The sequence below is a fragment of the Mycobacterium pinniadriaticum genome (assembly GCF_026242045.1).
Classification (GTDB): domain Bacteria; phylum Actinomycetota; class Actinomycetes; order Mycobacteriales; family Mycobacteriaceae; genus Mycobacterium; species Mycobacterium pinniadriaticum.
Genome location: NZ_JAPJDO010000033.1, coordinates 25319 through 44121 on the forward strand (window position 1 = coordinate 25319; position 18803 = coordinate 44121).

An 18803-nucleotide genomic window follows, 5' to 3' on the forward strand; every position below is an offset into this window, starting at 1 on the left:
CGATCTCCTTACTTGTTTTCCGACCCGGGGCTGCCGGGAAGTGAGTCGAATACCGAGGGGTCCGGCGGGCGGGTATTCAGCCGCGGTACGTGCAGTCCCCCGTCGACCGGGATGGTCGCGCCGGTGATGAAGCGTGACTCGTCGCTGGCCAGGAACGCCACCACGGGGGCGATGTCCTCCTCTGGATCCCCCATCCGTGCGCAGGGGATCATCAGCGGAACCGCTTCGAGCAGTGCAGGATTGGCAGACACCATCTCCTCGAAGGCGGCTGATGCGGCGATCGGTGCGATCGCGTTGACCAGGATGTTGTGCCTGGCCCATTGGAAACCGGCCGTGCGGGTCAACGCCTGCACGCCGCCCTTGGCGGTGTTGTAGTCACCGTGCACCCAGTTTCCGTTGTCGGCGTCGATCGAATAGAAGTTGATGATCCGCCCGCCCCCGGCGGCTTTCATGACGGGGAACGCGGTCTGCATCCCCCACCACACGCTCCACAGCGCGACGCCGAGCGTCTGCTCGAACATCTCGTCCGTCTTCTGCTCCAGCGGGACGTCCGGGGTCAGCGAAATCGCGTTGTTGACGAGGATGTCCAACCCACCGAAGGAGTCTTGGGCGGCCGCGATCGCGTCTTCGATGTCTGCCTTGCGAGACACGTCCGTCTGCACGAACAAGCCCTCGCCGCCGAGCGCACCAAGCTCCTCGGCGACCCGCTTGCCCGCGTCGGCGTCGAACTCGGCGATCACCACTTTGGCGCCCTCACGGGCAAACCGGCGGGCGATTCCCCGCCCGATGCCCTTGCCGGCGCCGGTGACGACGGCAACCTTTCGGTCCAGTCGGCTCACCAGTTACGCCTTGTTCTTGGCGTCAAGGACCTCACGCACGCGCGCCCGGAAGTTGGGGTCGTGGGTGTGGCTGAAGTTCACGTTGCCGCCCTCACCGTCGAACTCGTGCAGCCCGGTGATATCGCGCTCGGGGTCCGAGAAGTCCACTGCATAACCGCCTTCGCGCACCGCGACGATCTCCCACCAGTTGCCGTCCGGGTCGGTGAAGTAGAACGAGGTGTCCCCGTGCATGTGTCGCGGCTCGGTGATCGTCTTGAGGCCCCACTCGTCCTTGAGTTCGACGAGCTTCTTGTAGGCGGCGTGCACTTCTTCCTCGCTGCCCACGTCGAGACCGTTGTGATCCAGCATCGTCATGGAGCTCTCCTTGCCGGTCTCCACCACCGCGTATGCGTGGTTGGTATTGAGCCGGATCATCATCGAGCGGGCGCTGGGCTGAATCACCTCCAGACCGAGCACCTCCTCGTAGAAGCGGCGGGACCTGGCGATGTCGACGACCCCCAGGGTGCCGTGACCGAGCCGTTGGACCTTCAGAACAGGTTCGCCGGTGAACTTGTCGGTGATTCCAGGCATTACAGGTTCCTTCCTATTCCTCGCCGAGTTGTTGGGCCGGTCATACTCCGGCTTGCAGTGCTTGCATCGCCGCGGCCATCTGGGCCGAATCCATGTACTCCTCGATTCGCCGGATCCGGCCGCCCGAGAGTGAAATGCGTTGAATCGCCGGAATGGCCGCAGTATCGCCATTCGGCAGTGTCACCCGCACGACATGTCGCTGAATGCACGTGCCATCGGTGAAGTCACGCCCCACGATGTGGAACTCGGCCTGCATTTGCGCCAAACCCGCAAGTGCTGCAAGTGCTTCGCTCTTCGGTAGTTCCTGCTGGGTGTAGTTGTGCCAGACCACTGCGTCATCGGTGAACAGTGCTTCGCACGTCGTCTGGTCCCCCGTAGCCAGCGCGGTGAAGAACTTGTCCACTGTCGCGGCCACGTTGTTGTGTTCGTCAGCCATTATTCTCGCTCTCCCTGATCAGGCCTGTCACGGCCACACCTTCGGGGTGAAGATCGCCCGCGCGATTCGCTCCGAAATCCGCCAGCCCTCAGGCATTTTGGTGTATTTGTCGTGGAACTCCATCACGCGCCCGTTGTCGGTGGCGTACACGACCGGCTCGCCGTTGTCCGAAGGTGGCCCGTGATAGACCATCGAGCAGACGACGGCCTCGGCGGAGTCCGGCCCCACGTTGCTGAAATGGAAATTGGTGAGTAGGTGCCGGGTGGTCGCCTTCGGCCGCTCGCGCATGCCCTGGCGCAGCTCGTCGTGACCGTGGTGGACGTTGCCCGCGCGGTCGAAAACTGCGTCCGGAGTAAACAGTCCGATCATCGACTCGAAGTCACCGACGTCCATGTAGTAGGCGAAATCGTTGTTGAGGCGGACCAGTTCCCACTCGGTCGTCATCGTCTCGGTGGAGGTCATACGGGTCAACCTCCCGGCTAGATCAGGGCCGACGCGGGGACGGGTTCCTCGACGAACAGGGCGCCGAGGATCTGGTAGATCTCCGCACTCGCCGCGACATGCTGGGCCGCGGTACGGATATCGCGAAAGCGGCGCTGAATCGAGGAGGTGTTGTACATGGCATTGCTGCCCGCGAGCGCGAAGGCTTCGTTGACGATCTCCACGCACTCGGTGTGAGTCCGCGCCACCATGGCACGCTGGCGCACCGCGGCCATCGTCGTGATCGGTTCGTTCGCGACGGCGGCATCCCACATCAGCTGGGTCTCCTTCTCGGAGAGGGCACGCACGGCCGCGAGGCGGGTGTCGAGCAGGCCAAGCCTGAACTGGAAGACGGGGTCCTCGGCCAGCCGCACAATGGGGTTGAAGGCCGGCCGCTTGGTCTTGGCGAGCTCGCGAACATCATCCAGCGCGCCCTGGGCGATACCGAGCACGACCGCGACGTGGGTCGGACCCAGCGCCAGCCGGGTCGGCAGCCGGAACATGGGCGTGTCCACCCCGGCAGGCCCGAAGAACTCACCGGTGTGATGCTCGGGAACGAAGACGTCCTTGAGCACGAAGTCGTTGCTGTTGGTGGCCCGCAGCCCCACCGAGTCCCAGGTGTCCAGGAACTGGGCCTGCGCGGTCGGCACCATGGCGAGTTTCATTTCCGGGATGCCCGTGTCGCTCATTCGGGGAGCGCCGTTGTCCAGCACGATGCAGTTGCCCATCACCCACTGATGCTCGTAGCTCCCGCTGGCCAGCGGCCACTGCCCGTTGACGATGTAGCCGCCCTCAGTCACGACAGCCACACCCTTCGGGGCAAAGGCACCCCGTGCCATCGTGTTCGGCCCGTCCGCATAGATCTCGTTGTCGAGCACCTCTTTGGAGAGGCGGGCGAAGACCGGCCCGAAGTCGGCGCCGATCATCACGGTCCAACCTGTTGACGCATCCGCCCGCGACACCTCCTCGATCACGGCCATCGCGTCCGGCAGGCTCATCTCCTCCCCGCCGTATTGGCGCGGAACGAACATGCGGAAGGCACCGGCATCGGCGAGCCGCTCGAGCAGGTCGGCCGGCACCACCTTGGCCTTCTCGATCTCATCGGCCCGCTCCGCGATTTCCGGGGTCAGTTTCCGGACGGCGTCGAGCACCGTGGTCGTGCCGGCCTCGATGGTTGTCATGCAGTTCCTCCAGATTGACGAAGCCGGCCCCGGCTGTCACCGTCGGGGCTGCAGATGTTGAGTGGATTGAATGTTTTAAACACTAATCGTAGTATGTGTTCAGTAACACTTCAGGTCAAGAGATCAGGGTCAGGTGGTTCCCACGCACACAACCCCGTCCGCTCCACTGGGCGCACGACTGCAGCCGTACTTGTGATCCTGGAGCAAGTTATTCATATCGGACACAATTTAACTAAATTGTCGCATCGAGGGGCCCCGCCAGTCCGGCCCGGGGCGCCAAACCGGAGGAACCGTCACCATGGCAGTAAACGAGCAACCACTTCGCATCACCATTGACCGGTCGAAGTGTTGCGGCTATACCCTTTGCGCCTCTGAGGGTCCCGACGTGTACTCGATCGACGACCAGGGATACGCCTTTGCGCCCGCGACGGTTCCCGCGGGACTCGAGGAACAGGCGCGCCGCGGTGCAGCGGCATGCCCGGACAGTGCCATCACCCTCACCCGCGACGACGGCGCTTAGTCGCCGGCCAGGGCGCGCTACATGACGACGACAGGTGAGCAGGGTCAGGTGCTGGCCGAATTCGACGCACATCTCGGCGAACTACATCTACGCGGTCAGTGGCAGTACGACGCGCAGTTGGTGCGACTGACCGACGGCCCCCTTCCCGCCGGCGTGCCGTTCCTATGGGAGCGGGAACTCGTGGAGCGTGCGCTTGCGGAGATGTGCGCGGTCAGGCCCAACGACGCCGCCCGGCGCAATTTCACATTCATCAATCCCGGCCCCGGGGTCGATGGAACAACCCCCACCCTCGCGATGGGTATGCAGATCACCTTGCCCGGCGAAATCGCTTGGGCACATCGCCATTCCATCAACGCACTGCGGTTCGTTGTCGATGGCAGTGCAGATTTGTACACCGCTGTCGACGGCGAGAAGCTCGCCATGGAGAACGGCGACCTCATCATCACGCCGGCCTACACCTGGCACGACCACCATAATGAGAGCGACCAGCGGGGAATCTGGATCGACATCCTCGACGTGCCGGTGATGGGGTATCTGCGGCAGATCTTCTTCGAGCCGTACGGGGGCAGTACGCAGCCTCTGCGCGAAGATCGTGCTGACTTCATCAGCCATCGCTCCTCACCGGTTCGACCGGCCTGGGAGCGCCGCCACCATGCCCGAATTCCGTTCCGGTACGCGTGGCGCGATGTCAGGCCATTGCTGCGTGAGTTCGCTGGCCGCGAGGGCAGCCCGTTCGACGCCGTGATACTGCACTATTCGCATCCGATCACCGGCGGTCCGACGCTGCCGACCATCGACTGTTTCGCCCAGTTACTCCGCCCCGGTCTGCAGACCCAGCGGCACCGGCACACCTCCAGTGCGGTGTATTACGTGGTCGAAGGCGAGGGCACTACCCACGTCGGTGACCAAAGGCTCGACTGGTCGACGGGCGATTCGTTCGTGATCCCGAATTGGATGTGGCATCAACACATCAACACCTCGCTCAGCACCGAAGCGGTGTTGTTCTCCGCGACCGATGCCCCCCTGCTTAGCGCACTGGGAATGTACCGGGAGGAACCGCACAACTCATTCGGGACCGCTCCCTATCCCACGGTGCCGGCCGACCTGACACGGGAACGTTTGGCGACATGAGCTTCAGCCGAGCCGATATCCGAGGCGTGGTGGGCATCGTTCCCACCCCGGCCACCAGCGACGCGGGCAGCTGGCGAGCCGAGGATACCGTGAACACAGCCGAGACCGAGAAGATGATCGAGGCGGTGATCGGCGCCGGAATCGAATTCGTTATGTCCACCGGGACGTTCGGCGAGTGCGCGTCGCTCACCCATGACGAGTGGCTCACCTTCACGACCTGCATCGCCAAGGTGGTTCGCGGTCGGGCCCCGTTCTTCGCCGGTGTCACCACGCTGAACACCCGCGACACCATTTTCCTGGGCCGCCAGGCCATTCAAGCCGGTGCCGATGGCCTGTTCGTCGGGCGCCCGATGTGGCTGCCGCTCGACGACGACGCAATCGTCCGGTTCTACAGCGACCTCACAGAGGCACTGCCCGGTGTCCCCGTCGTCGTCTACGACAATCCCGCCGCTTTCAAGGGCAAGATCAGCGTCGAGGCCTACCAGAGGTTGGCCGAGCTGCCGGACATCGTGGCGACCAAACACGCCGGCGGGCCGACGTTGGAACGCGACATCGAGGCTGTCGGCGACAAAGTTGCCGTACTCCCCCTCGACAGCGACTGGTACGCCGCGGCAAGGCGATTCCCTGGCCTGGCCACCGCCTGCTGGTCGGGGAATGTGGCCTGTGCGCCAGCGCCTTTGGTGGCTCTGTCTCGGGCCGTGCTGTTGCGGGACTGGGACGCGGCATCGGCGATCTCCGAGAAGGTCAACTGGGCGCTGAAACCGCAGTTCGGTGACGACATGTCGCGCTTCATGGACTACAGCATCCCGGTGGGACGGGCTCGTTTCCGTGCCGCCGGGTTGATCGACCCGGGGCCCAGCCGACCGCCCTACACCGACGCTCCCGCGGACATGATCGCCGGGGGTGAGGAAACCGGACGCAGGTGGGCGCAGCTGGAACGCGAGTACCACAGCGATCGGTAGCGGTTCACTCCCGGTGATGGTGGCCTTGCGGACCCACGCTCGGGTGAGGTGATTTCAGTGAAAGGACGCGGGCCCGTCATAATGGTGCTTACTCCCAGCCCGCACCGACACACGATCAATGTGCACACGCACGGCCCTTCCGCACAATCTCCCTGACTTCGCCCAACGCTTCGGCGGCTCGTGGCCAGAACTTGTTGAGACCGGACCGTGTACTGCGGACATTGTTCGGGATGGGCGGCATTTCCGGTCCATCACTGATCAATGTTGGGACCCAGCAAAGTGTCTGGAGGACATGGACGCAGATGGAGTTTCCCTGCAAGTGATCTCACCCATCCCCGTCACGTTTTCGTACGGGCTGGGCGCGGACGGGGTTGCTGACCTCTCGGATTTCCAGAACGCGTGGGTCGCCGGTGTGGTCCGCGATCATCCAACTCGATTCGCCGGACTTGGCACCGTTCCACTGCAGGATCCCGAACGGGCAGCTCAGATGGTGCTGGACATCGTCGGGGGTCTCAAGCTGGCTGGAGTGGAGATCGGCTCCAATGTCGGAGGGCGCAATCTCGATTACCCTGCGCTGGATCCGTTCTTTGCCGCCTGCCGGGAAACGGGTGCGTTGATCTTCGTGCATCCTTACAACATGCTTGGTGCCGATCGACTCATGGAGCATGGACTGGTTCACTCAATCGGCATGGGAGCCGAGACAGTCTCTGCAGCGGCATCATTGGTGATCGGCGGAGTGCTCGATCGGTATCCGCGGCTCAAAATCCTACTCGCGCACAGCGGAGGCGCCTTCCTGGCCATGCTTCCGCGGATCGACCGTATTTGGGAATGCGTGCCGGAGGCTGCAGGCACGAGCGACCGACCATCGTCGTATGCCGGTCGCTTCTACTATGACTCGCTTGTGTTCGACCCCGCAGCAGTGGGCGCACTGATCGCCCGGGTCGGTGCCTACCGGGTTGCGGTCGGGACCGATTACCCGTTCGTAATCGCCGAACGACCTGCAGGCGAAGCACTTTTCGCAGCCGGCCTGGCCCAACAGGTGACCGATTCGGTGGCCTCAACGACAGCCGCGGAAATGCTGGGAAAATGCCTGGGCTGACTGCGCAATATTCGCTCCGAGTTGACCGTCGTTAAGACGAGCAAGGTTGCCGTCAAACGCTCGGCACGGTGCCGACCCGATGCAGCTGCTCAATCTCCGCCAGAGCTGACGCCGCGGAGGCCTCGGAACCGATTAGCCTGCGGCACGCCAAGATTGCCTTCGGCCAATTAACGGTGACCGCACCGCGAATCACCCCACTCTCATCACTGTAAATAGCAGCAGCGCGCGGTCTTTCACCCTGGAGGTTGCCGATCAACCGAAGGAAGTCGGCTCGCCCCGGCCGGCCCGCGATCTGGATCTTCCAGTCGTACTGATCACTCCACACGAATTCGACCGGACCATATGGTCGCAACTCCGCGGGGTGCAGAATGTTGTGGGCTACGCAAGCCGCCTGCTCTGATGCGTTCGTCCAGTGCTCCACCCGAACATCTTCACGATGCCGCGGGTGATACCAGCGAGCGACGTCACCCACCGCGAAAATCTCGCTGTGATCGGCTGCGCGACAGAACTCGTCGCACACGACACCATCAGCGATGAGTAGTCCCGAGGACTCCAGCCAGCCATCATTGGGTCGGGCTCCGATTCCCACCACGACGATGCTTGCCTGAAGGGTCTCACCGTTGGTCATCGTCACCTTCAGATTCCCCGCGGTGCCTTCGACCGACTCCACGCCTTCGCCGAATCGAGTCGTAACCCCATGCCGACGGTGCAAATCGTTGAACATCGGGGCAAGCTCCTCGCCGAGGATTCGTCCGATCGGTGCGCCCAGCGGATCGATGATCGTGACGGTTCGACCCATTGCATGAGCGGTTGCCGCCACTTCGGCACCAATGAATCCACCCCCGATCACCACCACGGGCCCCGAAGAGGAAGTGAGGTCGTCGGCCAATCTGCGGCCGTCGTCGAGTGTCCGGACAACGTGCATGCCGGATTCGACCGGCCACGGAGATGGCCTCGCGTCGGCTCCGGTCGCCACGACTAGGACGTCGTATGGCACCGCTGTGCCATCAACGAGGTAAACCATCCGAGCAGCAATGTCGAGCCGTTCCGCTGCGCTGCCGAGCAGCAGCTCGATACCGGCGGCCTCTGCATCCTCCGCAGCCAACAGGGTGAGCCTGTCCACATCCCAAGTGCCGGCGAGGAACTGCTTGGACAGCGGAGGTTTGTCGTAGGGGAGCCCGGCCTCCTTGCCGATCAACACAATGCGACCGCCAAATTCCTGGGTTCGCAATGCCCGTGCGGTACGCACCCCGGCGACCGAGGACCCCACGATGACGACGGTCTTGTCAGCCGATAGCGCTGCCTGCTTCAGGCTTGGCATCTTGTCCCCTCACCGACGACTTCTGGTGCGGGAATGAACAACCTTTCCTACGAAACGAGGCCTCCGCGCAGCTCTGCTTTGTAGGGGGCTAGTTCGGATGAATGGAGCCAAGCGTGATTGCGTCAACACCTTAGAGTCCTAACGATCGAGCGATGATGACTTTCATGACCTCGCTGGAGCCGGCGTAGATTCGCGACACCCGGGCATCGGCGTAGGCCCGCGCGATCGGGTATTCCATCATGTAGCCGTAGCCCCCGTGCAACTGCAGACAGCGGTCGATCACGCGACCCTGGAGTTCGGTGCAATACAGCTTGACCATGGCCGCGTCGGCTGCCGAGAGCTTCCCGTCCTCATGAGCCAACAGCGCCCGGTCAAGCAGTGACTGACCAGCCTCGACTTCGGTCGCGCAGGCGGCGAGCTCGAATTTGGTGTTCTGAAATGACGATACCGTCGTGCCAAACGCCTTGCGGCCCTTGGCGTATTCAACAGTGTCCTGCAGCGCCTTGAGTGCGGCGGCCTGACTGTTCACCGCAATCGAGAGGCGCTCCTGGGCGAGGTTCTCGGTGAGGTAGGCGAACCCTTTGCCCTCTTCCCCCAGCAGGTTCTCGGCGGGCACCACCACATCGTCGAAGATCAACTCGGCCAGATCCTGCGACTTCAAGCCCAGCTTGTCCAGCTTGCGGCCCCGGATCAGCCGCGGGCTGTCGCCTTCGATCACCAGCAGGCTCAGGCCTTCCCGGCCGGCTTCCGGATCGGTCTTGACCGCGGTCACGATCAGATCGGCATTGGCGCCATTGGAGATGAACGTCTTGGAACCGTAGACGATGTAGTGATCGCCATTACGCACCGCTCGGGTGGAGATCGCCTTCATGTCTGAACCCGCGCCCGGCTCCGACATCGCCAGGGCGCTCACCGCGTCGCCGGATACCAGGCGCGGAAGCCAGCGGCTCTGCTGCTCGGCATTGGCGACGTTGAGGAAGTACGGCATCGCAATGTCGGTGTGCATTCGCAGCCCGCCGAGTGCGACGCCCGCATGCTGGGATTCCTCGGTCAAGACGACATTGAACAGATAGCTGTCCTGGCCTCCCCCACCGAATTCCTCGGGGACTTGGATGCCCAGGAGTCCGAGCTTGCCCGCAGCGGTCCAGAAGTGTCGCGGTGGCGCCCCGGCCTGCTCCCACTCGACGTACTCCGGCACCACCTGCTCGGCGTAGAAGGCACGGACCGTCGACCGAAACGCCTCGTGGTCGTCGTTGAACAAGGTGCGTTGCATCCACGGCCTTCCTTCGATGCGGCTATGTCAGGGTGCCGCCGACAATGGCCCGGCAACCGTGGCCACGATCGAGTCGACCATATCGAACTAATCGAACACAATCAATTCCTTTTGTTCTATTTGCAATTGCGGCGCCACTCCCGACGGACTGGTGCGAATGCCCGCCTGGGAGTACCGGCGAATCACCAGGTCGACCGAGAATCACTCTTTGTGAGTCGGGGTCGATCGTCCCCACCCGGCGTTGCGTGTCATGTCTTTGATCAGCGGCACTGCCCGATATGGCAGCGGGGTGGTGAGGGCCAGCGTGGTGGTTGAGTGGACGACTCCAGGGATCATGACAATGCGCTCGATGAGCTGCTGTAATCCGGCTTGGTTCTCGGTAGCGACGCGAACCAGCAGATCCTCGCGACCGGTCGTGGCATGAATCTCTAGCACCTGAGGGATTTCGACAAGCGCATCGACAATCGAGGCGAGTCGGCCCTGCTGGACCTCCAGCCCTATAAACGCCTGGGTTGCGACCCCCGCCTGCGCCAGATCGATCTCCGGCCGGTACCCGACGAGCAGGCCGCCTTGTTCAAGTCGTCGCAGCCTCGACTGCACGGTATTGCGCGAGATCCCCAATGTAGACGCCAACTCCACAACACCAATACGAGCGTCACGAGAAAGGAGTTCGAGTAACTCCACGTCTAGTCGATCGATGCTCAGCAACCGGTCACCTCACTTCTCCGCGAACGAATCGACGACGTCGTGAGCTATAGGGGTCCGTTGCCAGCGGCCTCCTGCGCCAATCCGGTTGAATCGGAGGGCGTTTCGTCGCGTCGCCTGCCCACGGCCGAAAGCAGTTTTACAACCAATGCCGTCAGCGCCGCGCCAGTCATAACCAGCATGACGTTCCCTCCGGTCGGGTAAGTCTCGTCTGGCGAACCCTACGGCGGACGTCGTCCGCCTGACAACAGTTTTCGTCACTTTCGCCGTCGAGACAGCCGGTGCTGCGCCAGCGAATCACCACTTAGCAGAATCGAATCCGTCAACTGATCCATATGCCAAGTTAATCATGCATCAGTTGACCTGAAAGCCATTTGGAGACAGCCTTTGAGGTGCTGGCGAATCACTTAGCGGATGCTCGAGCGCAATCTATGGACGGTGTAATGCCATGACCCAAATGCACACGGCCGGTCCGTCGGTGTCCTCATCAGCTCTCTCAGAGCGATACCGCCCATCGTCGGGTCCGGTGCTGTTGACCGGAGTACAAGCAATCGCTCGGCAGCTGGTCGAGCAGCACCAGCGGGACAGAAATGCCGGTAGACGTGTGGCGACTTTCGTCTCCGGCTACCAGGGCAGTCCGCTGGGGACCCTCGACCAGCTACTGCAGAGTCTTCCCGAACTGCGATCCGAACATCATGTGCACCTTATTCCTGGAGTCAACGAAGAACTCGCCGCCACCTCGGTTTGGGGAAGCCAACTGGAACTTCCTTCGGGGGTGCGCTCTCACGACGGGGTGATCGGCGTCTGGTACGGCAAGGGCCCGGGACTGGACCGCGCCAGCGACGCCCTTCGCCACGCAACGATGTACGGCGCCCACCCGGCGGGCGGTGCCCTCGCGTTCGTCGGCGACGATCCCGCCTCGAAGTCCTCCAGCCTCCCCATCGCGAGCGAGCGGTCGCTCGCGGCGATGTCGATGCCGATCTTCTACCCGCGCAACGCGGAAGAGGTCGTCACGTTTGGCCTATATGGCGTTGCGCTGTCCCGCGCGTCCGGATGCTGGTCGGCCATCAAACTCGTCACCGACGTCGCCGACGGGGTCTGGACGCTGGACCGGGACTTCAGCGACCTCGACATCACGGTCCCGGCCATCGAATGGGACGGCCAGCCGTGGGTGTATCGCCAGCGCATATGTGCCGCACCCCCGGATAGCGTGTTAGCCGAGGCCGACCTCTACGGACCCCGTTGGGCGATGGTCGAAGCGTTCAACGCGGCCAACGAAATCGACAGCATCGACGTCGATCCCACAGAAGCCTGGCTGGGAATTGTCGCTGTCGGCACCGCTTACGATTCTGTCCGCGAAACCCTTGCCAACCTCGGTCTCACCGAGACTGCTCTCCGGCACGCCGGAATCCGAATCCTGCGTATCGGCATGCCCTATCCCCTTGGTGCAGAGAAGGTTCGACGCCTCGCTCGGGGTGTTGAGCAGGTCCTTGTAGTCGAGGAGAAGACCGCCTTTGTCGAGACGCAAGTCAAAGACATCCTGTACGGCCACCGCGCCGCGCCGCAGATTCTTGGTAAGCGCGCCGAAAACGGGCAAAGGCTGATTCCGCCGGACGGCGAACTGACGGCCGCACGCCTGGCCGCGCCACTGCGGACGATATTGAAGGGTCGGGTGGCGGTAGCGGCTCCTCTGCCACCGGCCCTTGAACTGACCGTCCTGCCCACCAAACGCACTGCATACTTCTGCTCGGGCTGCCCGCACAACCGATCCACCGCGGTGCCGGAAGGCTCCCTGGCCGGCGGCGGAATCGGTTGCCACACCCTGGTCACGATGTCGTCACGCACAGACTCACAGGTCACCGGGCTGACCCAAATGGGCGGCGAAGGTGCCCAATGGATCGGTCAGGCACCGTTCACGGATATCGAGCACATCTTCCAGAACGTCGGCGACGGAACCTATTTCCACTCTGGACAACTCGCGGTGCAGGCGTGTGTCGCCGCGGGGGTGAACATCACCTACAAGATTCTGTACAACTCCGCCGTGGCGATGACCGGTGCCCAGGACGTCAAAGCTGGACTGACCGTCCCCGAACTGACGCACAAACTCGCCGCGGAAGGCGTCTCGAAAATCATCGTCTGCGCGGAAGACCCTGGACGACATAGAGGGAAATCGTTCGCCAGGAACGTGTTGTTGTGGAACCGCGAGCGCCTCGACGAGGCACAGCAACTTCTTCGCGACACCAAGGGCGTCACCGTCTTGATCTACGACCAGCAATGCGCAGCCGAAGCCCGACGCAAGCGCAAGCGCGGCAAACTTCCGATTCGCCGTACCCGGGTGGTCATCAACGAAGCCGTATGCGAAGGCTGCGGCGACTGTGGCGTCAAGAGTAGCTGCTTGTCCGTGCAACCCGTCGACACCGAACTGGGCCGAAAGACCCGCATCGACCAGACCACTTGCAACACCGACTACTCGTGCCTCGACGGTAACTGCCCGTCGTTTGTAACGGTGGAGCTGCCGGACTCGCACATCGCCGATGCCGCACCACAGCCGCCGACTCCTCCCGACGTCGCCGAGCCGACGTACCGGCCAATCACCGCCGTTCACAACATCTTTCTGGCCGGCATCGGCGGCACCGGGATCGTGACCGTCAATCAGGTACTCGCCATGGCCGCATTGCGCGACGGACTACGCCCCGAAGGACTTGACCAGACAGGCCTGAGCCAGAAGGCCGGCCCGGTGACCTCCCATCTGCGGCTGAGCACCGAGGCGGTCGAATCGTCCAACCGCATCAGCCCCGAGTCGGCTGACTGCATCTTGGCCTTCGACCTACTCACCGCCGTCGAGGCAAAGAACGTGGGATACGGGAGCCCGAACCGCACTATCTCCGTTGCCTCAACCAGCAAGACCCCCACCGGCGACATGGTTTACAACGACGCCGTCGAGTATCCCGCCGAGGCGACGCTACTGTCCCGACTGGATGTCCGTAGCCGTGCACTGATCGCTTTCGATGCTCTCGCCGCCGCCGAGAAACTGTTCGGCAATACCGCAGCGGCGAACTTCCTGCTCGTCGGCGCCGCCTATCAGGCCGGCGCCATTCCGATCACCGCCAGCGCGATCGAAGAGGCGATCGCCATCAATGGTGTTGCCGTGCAGATGAACCGGCTAGCGTTCGACTGGGGTCGAGTTGCCGTCGCCGAACCCGAAGCCTTTCGCAACGCGACTATACTTCGGAAGGTCCCACAGTGCGATACTGCGCCGCTACCCCACCATCTCCTGGACGGTTGCACGGTGAACGGGACCACGCGGGAGCTACTGGAGCGGCGCGCCGCGAACCTCATCGACTACCAGGGAGCCGGCTTGGCGGCCCGGTTGATCACACTGACCCAGAATGTGTGGTCGCAAGAACGCGCGATCACCGACCGCACTGAACTGTCCGACGCTGTCACGATGAACTTCTTCAAGCTCCTTGCCTACAAGGATGAATACGAAGTCGCCCGGATGCTCACCGAACCGGCATTCCTCGATTTGGTGAAGACACAGGTGCCTGGAGGGCAGGGTCTGACCTTCAAGCTGCATCCGCCCATCCTGAAAGCGCTGGGCCGCAAGAAGAAAATCGATCTGGGCCCCCGCACGCATGTCGCCCTGCGCCTACTCGCGAAGGGAAAGCCCCTGCGCGGGCGGTTCATCGACCCGTTCGGACACACGCGGATGCGGCGCCTCGAACGCGACCTCATTACCCACTACGAAGTGACGGTCCAGGACCTTCTGCCGACGCTTACACCCGAGACCTACGACCAGGCCCTAGCCGTCGCGTCGGCTGCCGAATTGGTCCGCGGTTACGAAGAGGTGAAGATGCGCAATCTGCGCCGCTATGTCGCACGGCTACACGAGCTCGGAGTCGACACCGCGTCGCTGTCGATATGACGATTGGCCGCGTGCAGCCACCGACGCGTTTCGGCCTGCCGCACATCACAATCAATGCCGGCGGTTCGACTATCGTGCGGATCACCACCGCCGCGCCAAGCACCGGGCAACGCTCAATACAATGCTCGTGTTGACACAACATCCGACATCGGGAGCACAAGGGCCATGCGAGTCACCGTTTTTGGCGCCAGCGGCAAGATCGGAAGCCTCGTTGTCGATGATCTGCTCGCCGACGGGCACTACGTCACGGCATACCTTCGCGACCCCGGCAAGCTCAAGATCAGCCACCCAAACTTGACCACGATCGAGGGTGAGCTCTCCGACCCAGACCGGATACGTCAAACCGTCCGAGGCGCCGACGCTGTGATCACTGTGTTCAAACCCGGCGTGTGGGGCCCGGTTCCAAGCTGATCGTTCGGAGCCCTCTGAGTGTTCAACCGGATTGACTCGGCGTTGATACCACGTTGCGTGACGAAGGAGGCATCCTCGTAGAACCGGTATTCGGCGATCAAACCCTGATGAACCTTGAAGAAAATCGCGTCGTGGCAAGCGTAGGACTTCCCGGTGGGCTCGATGGTGACACCAGGTTTGCATTCTTAGGCAGCCTGGAAGGGTGCGAAGATGCCGCGGTAGGACTCATACAGACCTCTTCGTTTGGTTGGGGCGACGGCGGCCCCCCGTGTCAACGTGGCCCGCATGTGCGATCAGCCCACAACCACGCCGAGCGCCTGGGCGAAGAGGTGGATCATGTGCTGGACGCCAACGAGAGAAGGAGCGCCGCGCCTTCCCGCACAGACGGGTCGTACCCGCCATCTCCGGCGACGGAACCGAAGACAACCAGAAGAGCCCAAGTCGCTCAGTGAGCTGCAAAACTAGAAGTTCCAGTCCTCGTCCTCGGTGACGACGGCCTTGCCGATGACGTAGCTGGACCCCGACCCGGAGAAGAAGTCGTGGTTCTCGTCGGCGTTCGGCGAAAGTGCCGACAGGATCGCGGGATTCACGTCTGTCTCGTCGCGCGGGAACAGCGCCTCGAAGCCCATGTTCATCAACGCCTTGTTCGCGTTGTAGCGCAAGTACTTCTTGACGTCCTCGGTCAGCCCGACCGAATCGTAGAGATCCTGGGTGTACTCGATCTCGTTCTCGTACAACGCATACAGCAGTTCGTAGGCGTAGTCCTTGAGGTCCTGCTTGCGCTCCTCACTTTGCAGCGCATAACTCTTCTGGAATTTGTAACCGATGTAATAGGCGTGCACGGCCTCGTCGCGGATGATCAGGCGGATCAGGTCGGCGGTGTTGGTCAGCTTGGCCCGGCTCGACCAGTACATCGGCAGATAGAAACCGGAGTAGAACAGGAACGCTTCGAGGAACACCGAGGCGATCTTGCGCTTGAGCGGATCATCACCGCGGTAGTAGTCGAGGATGATCTGCGCCTTGCGCTGAAGGTTGACGTTCTCCTCCGACCAGCGGAAGGCTTCGTCGATCTCGGTCGTCGAGCACAGCGTCGAGAAGATCGAGCTGTAGCTCTTGGCGTGCACCGACTCCATGAACGTGATGTTGGTCAGCACCGCTTCTTCGTGCGGGGTCAGCGCGTCGGGGATCATGCTGACCGAGCCGACCGTGCTCTGGATGGTGTCCAGCAGCGTCAGCCCGGTGAACACGCGCATGGTCAGCTGCTTCTCGTCGGCCGTCAGCGTGTTCCACGAGGGCATGTCGTTGGACAGCGGCACCTTCTCGGGCAACCAGAAGTTGCCGGTCAAGCGATCCCAGACTTCCGCGTCCTTCTCGTCAATGACACGGTTCCAGTTGATCGCCGTCGCCCGGTCGATCAGCTTCGTTCCATCGCTCACCGAAACCCCACTTCACCACGCTGTTTGCCCCGTTTCCGGCTGACCACCAAAACACTACCCCTGGGGTCCGACAACACGCCGCAACACAACAACTTGTGTTTCCCCGAGACCGAATCCACAGGTCCGGCGCGCAGCGCGAAATGACCCCGGCGTGTCGACGATCAGCCCGCAGCAGACGTCGTCGAGGGCCGCACCGGCGCCCCGGATCCCACCCCGGAAAAGCGGTACTCCGAACGCTTCAGCGAACGCGTGGTCAACCAGTACTGCCACGTCATGCCGCTCCACAGCGTGCGGTTCTTGCCGTGCTCGTCGAGATACCAACTACTGCAGCCGCCGGTGCTCCACACCGCACCCTCGAGCCGCTGCTGCAGCTCCGCATTGAACGTGTCCTGCGCGCACCGGCTGGGCGCCAGCGCCTGCGCCCCGGCCTTGTCGACGGCGTCGATCGCCTGGCCGACGTAGCGGATCTGCGACTCGATCATGAACACCACCGAGTTGTGGCCCAATCCGGTGTTCGGCCCGAGCAGGAAGAACAGATTCGGCATGTCCGCGACGGCGATTCCGCGGTGGGCCTGCACCCCCTCGCGATTCCAGCGGTCCACCAGGTCCTCGCCGCCAGGGCCCTTGATACCGACGTAGGTATAGGAGTCGGTGACGTGGAAGCCGGTCGCGAACACAATGACGTCGACCTCGCGTTCGGTGCCGTCGGCGGTCACGATGCCGTGCGGGGTGATCCGGGCGATCGGATCGGTGACCAGCTCCGAGCGGGGTTCGGCGATGGCTCGAAAGTATCCGTCGGAGAACAACACTCGCTTGCAGCCCAACCGATATTTCGGAGTCAGCCTGCGTCGGAGGTCACGATCGCGAACCTGGCGACGGATGTTCCACTTGCCGGCCAGCTCGCCGAGCGTGAGCAGCTCGGGCCGCTGGGTCATCGCGAAGCCGAGCGCTTCCTGGAACCAGTAGATGCCGGTGCGCAGCAGTGCCCGGGTGCCGGGCACCGTCGCGAAAGCGTCGCGCATCCACACCGGGGTCGGGTTGTTGGTGCGCGGCAGCACCCAGGCCGGGGTGCGTTGGTAGAGCTGCAACTCCCCGACCTCCTCCACGATCTCCGGGACGATCTGGATGGCGCTGGCACCGGTGCCGATGACCGCGACACGCTTGCCGGCGAGGTCGACACTGTGGTCCCACTGCGCCGAGTGGAACGCCGCACCCTCGAAGTCGGCCAGCCCCTCGACATCGGGCACGGCCGGGATATGCAGCGCGCCGGCACCGGAGATCAGGAACTGGGCGACGTACTCGCGGCCGTCCTTGGTGAACACGTGCCAGCGGTACTCGGCGTCGTCCCAATGGGCCCGGTCGACGTGGGCGCCGAACCGGATGTAGCGACGCAGGCCGTGCTTGTCGGTCACGCCCTTGAGGTAGTCGAGGATCTCCGGTTGCTCCGACCACATGTAGGTCCAGTCGGGCTTGGGTTCGAAGGAGAAGGAGTAGAGGTGCGCCGGGATGTCGCACGCGCAGCCCGGGTAGCTGTTGTCGCGCCAGGTCCCGCCGACGTCGTCGGCCTTCTCCAGGATCAGAAAGTCGACGCCGCGCGCTTGGAGCTCGATCCCCATGCCGAGCCCGGAGAAGCCGGTGCCGATGACCAGCGCCCTGGTGTGGACGGGCTCGGTGGCAGTCTCGGCGACGGACGGTTCGACAACGGTCATGACAACCAAAGTACCCAATACCGCTGGTATCGCCTAGGTGCGTAAGGCCTCAGCCGGCGGCGGCGCGGCGCTGCATCGCGTCGTGAATGGGCCGGTTGGGGTCGAGGTCGACGCCCAACAGATCGGCGGTGCCGTTGACCGTGCCCAACATGATCGTCGTCAGGTGATTGATGAACTCCTCGGCCGGCATCCGCCTCGGGCTGTCCGGGTCGGGGCCCAGCCACCAGTCGGTGGCCGCTGACGCGGACCCGAACGCGGCCGCGGCGGCGAGCTCCAGCGCCGCGGGGTCGAGTTGCATGCCGCGCAGCTCGTTGTTGAACGTCTCGGCCATCGCCATGGTGATCTCGCGGCCCTCGTTGAGCGCGCGCTGGGTGGATTCCGATTGCTCGGGGAACCGCCCCTGCAGCATGAAGCGCAGCACGTTGGGATGCTGCTCGACCAGGCTCACGTACTCGGCCACACCGCGGCGGACAACCTCGCGGGTGGGGTCGGTGGCGGCGTCGATGTTCGAGAAGATCGCCGCCCACAACATGTCGCGCAACCGTTTGCCGATTGCCTGGAACAGATCGGACTTGTCGGTGAAGTGCCGGTAGATCTTCGGTTTTGCGGTGCCCGCTTCTTCGGCGATTTCACGCAGGCTGACCTCGGGCCCGTGCTTGTCGATGGACCGGAACGCGGCGTCGACGATCTCGGCACGCACCTTCTTGCGGTGCTCACGCCAGCGTTCACTGCGCGCGTCGACCTTGCCCGGCTCTGTGCCGGATCGCGATCTGGACGCTCTGCGCACGTCAAGCACTGTACTCGC

General features: G+C 63.2%; 17 protein-coding genes. 6 read left to right on the forward strand and 11 right to left on the reverse strand.

Going from position 1 to position 18803, the window contains the following annotated elements; translation table 11 throughout:
* Positions 1–8 precede the first annotated feature (8 nt).
* Genes ORI27_RS25845 through ORI27_RS25865 form a run of 5 tightly spaced genes read right to left on the reverse strand, consistent with a single transcriptional unit; the run spans position 9 to position 3506 of the window.
* Positions 9–839, reverse strand: coding sequence for an SDR family NAD(P)-dependent oxidoreductase (locus tag ORI27_RS25845; RefSeq protein ID WP_265999940.1), 831 nt, complete (start codon positions 837–839; stop codon positions 9–11).
* Between the two features lie 3 nt (positions 840–842).
* On the reverse strand, positions 843–1409 hold the full coding sequence (locus ORI27_RS25850) for a VOC family protein (protein WP_265999941.1): 567 nt from the start codon (positions 1407–1409) through the stop codon (positions 843–845).
* 40 nt (positions 1410–1449) lie between these two features.
* The gene (locus ORI27_RS25855; RefSeq protein ID WP_265999942.1) at positions 1450–1845 is read right to left on the reverse strand and encodes a nuclear transport factor 2 family protein; all 396 of its coding nucleotides are present in this window, start codon (positions 1843–1845) and stop codon (positions 1450–1452) included.
* A 27-nt stretch (positions 1846–1872) separates the two neighbouring features.
* Positions 1873–2307: a nuclear transport factor 2 family protein gene (locus ORI27_RS25860; protein ID WP_265999943.1), complete on the reverse strand. Its 435-nt coding sequence runs from the start codon at positions 2305–2307 to the stop codon at positions 1873–1875.
* A 17-nt stretch (positions 2308–2324) separates the two neighbouring features.
* Positions 2325–3506 (reverse strand): acyl-CoA dehydrogenase family protein, encoded by a 1182-nt coding sequence (locus ORI27_RS25865; RefSeq protein WP_265999944.1) that lies wholly within the window; start codon positions 3504–3506, stop codon positions 2325–2327.
* Positions 3507–3804: 298 nt separating this feature from the next.
* On the opposite strand from ORI27_RS25865, the gene ORI27_RS25870 reads away from it, so the two are divergent.
* The 4 genes from ORI27_RS25870 (at position 3805) to ORI27_RS25885 (ending at position 7218) form a co-directional block, all read left to right on the forward strand.
* Positions 3805–4026 (forward strand): ferredoxin, encoded by a 222-nt coding sequence (locus tag ORI27_RS25870; protein ID WP_265999945.1) that lies wholly within the window; start codon positions 3805–3807, stop codon positions 4024–4026.
* Between the two features lie 21 nt (positions 4027–4047).
* Positions 4048–5157, forward strand: coding sequence for a cupin domain-containing protein (locus tag ORI27_RS25875; protein ID WP_265999946.1), 1110 nt, complete (start codon positions 4048–4050; stop codon positions 5155–5157).
* Entirely contained in the window at positions 5154–6119 is a 966-nt protein-coding gene (locus ORI27_RS25880) for a dihydrodipicolinate synthase family protein (RefSeq protein ID WP_265999947.1), read from the forward strand. Before ORI27_RS25875 ends, ORI27_RS25880 begins: the two co-directional genes overlap by 4 nt.
* 292 nt (positions 6120–6411) lie before the next feature.
* Positions 6412–7218: an amidohydrolase family protein gene (locus ORI27_RS25885; protein ID WP_265999969.1), complete on the forward strand. Its 807-nt coding sequence runs from the start codon at positions 6412–6414 to the stop codon at positions 7216–7218.
* Positions 7219–7270: 52 nt separating this feature from the next.
* Here the strand turns inward: ORI27_RS25885 and ORI27_RS25890 are convergent, their stop codons facing one another.
* From ORI27_RS25890 to ORI27_RS25900, 3 genes are all read right to left on the reverse strand, one after another.
* The gene (locus tag ORI27_RS25890; RefSeq protein WP_265999948.1) at positions 7271–8539 is read right to left on the reverse strand and encodes an NAD(P)/FAD-dependent oxidoreductase; all 1269 of its coding nucleotides are present in this window, start codon (positions 8537–8539) and stop codon (positions 7271–7273) included.
* A gap of 130 nt (positions 8540–8669) precedes the next feature.
* Positions 8670–9812: an acyl-CoA dehydrogenase family protein gene (locus tag ORI27_RS25895; RefSeq protein WP_265999949.1), complete on the reverse strand. Its 1143-nt coding sequence runs from the start codon at positions 9810–9812 to the stop codon at positions 8670–8672.
* Between the two features lie 201 nt (positions 9813–10013).
* Positions 10014–10520 carry an Lrp/AsnC family transcriptional regulator gene (locus ORI27_RS25900; RefSeq protein WP_265999950.1) on the reverse strand — a complete coding sequence of 169 codons (507 nt, stop codon included), beginning with the start codon at positions 10518–10520 and terminating at the stop codon, positions 10014–10016.
* A gap of 445 nt (positions 10521–10965) precedes the next feature.
* On the opposite strand from ORI27_RS25900, the gene ORI27_RS25905 reads away from it, so the two are divergent.
* Together ORI27_RS25905 and ORI27_RS25910 are read left to right on the forward strand one after the other, a co-directional pair.
* Positions 10966–14442: an indolepyruvate ferredoxin oxidoreductase family protein gene (locus tag ORI27_RS25905; RefSeq protein ID WP_265999951.1), complete on the forward strand. Its 3477-nt coding sequence runs from the start codon at positions 10966–10968 to the stop codon at positions 14440–14442.
* Positions 14443–14607: 165 nt separating this feature from the next.
* Positions 14608–14853 carry an NAD(P)-dependent oxidoreductase gene (locus ORI27_RS25910; RefSeq protein ID WP_265999952.1) on the forward strand — a complete coding sequence of 82 codons (246 nt, stop codon included), beginning with the start codon at positions 14608–14610 and terminating at the stop codon, positions 14851–14853.
* 461 nt (positions 14854–15314) lie between these two features.
* Here ORI27_RS25910 and nrdF read toward each other — a convergent pair whose 3' ends face one another.
* The 3 genes from nrdF to ORI27_RS25925 all read right to left on the reverse strand — a co-directional run bounded on the left by nrdF (position 15315) and on the right by ORI27_RS25925 (position 18785).
* Complete coding sequence (nrdF, locus tag ORI27_RS25915) at positions 15315–16289, reverse strand: class 1b ribonucleoside-diphosphate reductase subunit beta (RefSeq protein WP_265999953.1); 975 nt, start codon at positions 16287–16289, stop codon at positions 15315–15317.
* A 161-nt stretch (positions 16290–16450) separates the two neighbouring features.
* Entirely contained in the window at positions 16451–17998 is a 1548-nt protein-coding gene (locus ORI27_RS25920) for a flavin-containing monooxygenase (RefSeq protein WP_265999954.1), read from the reverse strand.
* A 49-nt stretch (positions 17999–18047) separates the two neighbouring features.
* Complete coding sequence (locus tag ORI27_RS25925; protein WP_265999955.1) at positions 18048–18785, reverse strand: TetR/AcrR family transcriptional regulator; 738 nt, start codon at positions 18783–18785, stop codon at positions 18048–18050.
* Positions 18786–18803 lie beyond the last annotated feature (18 nt).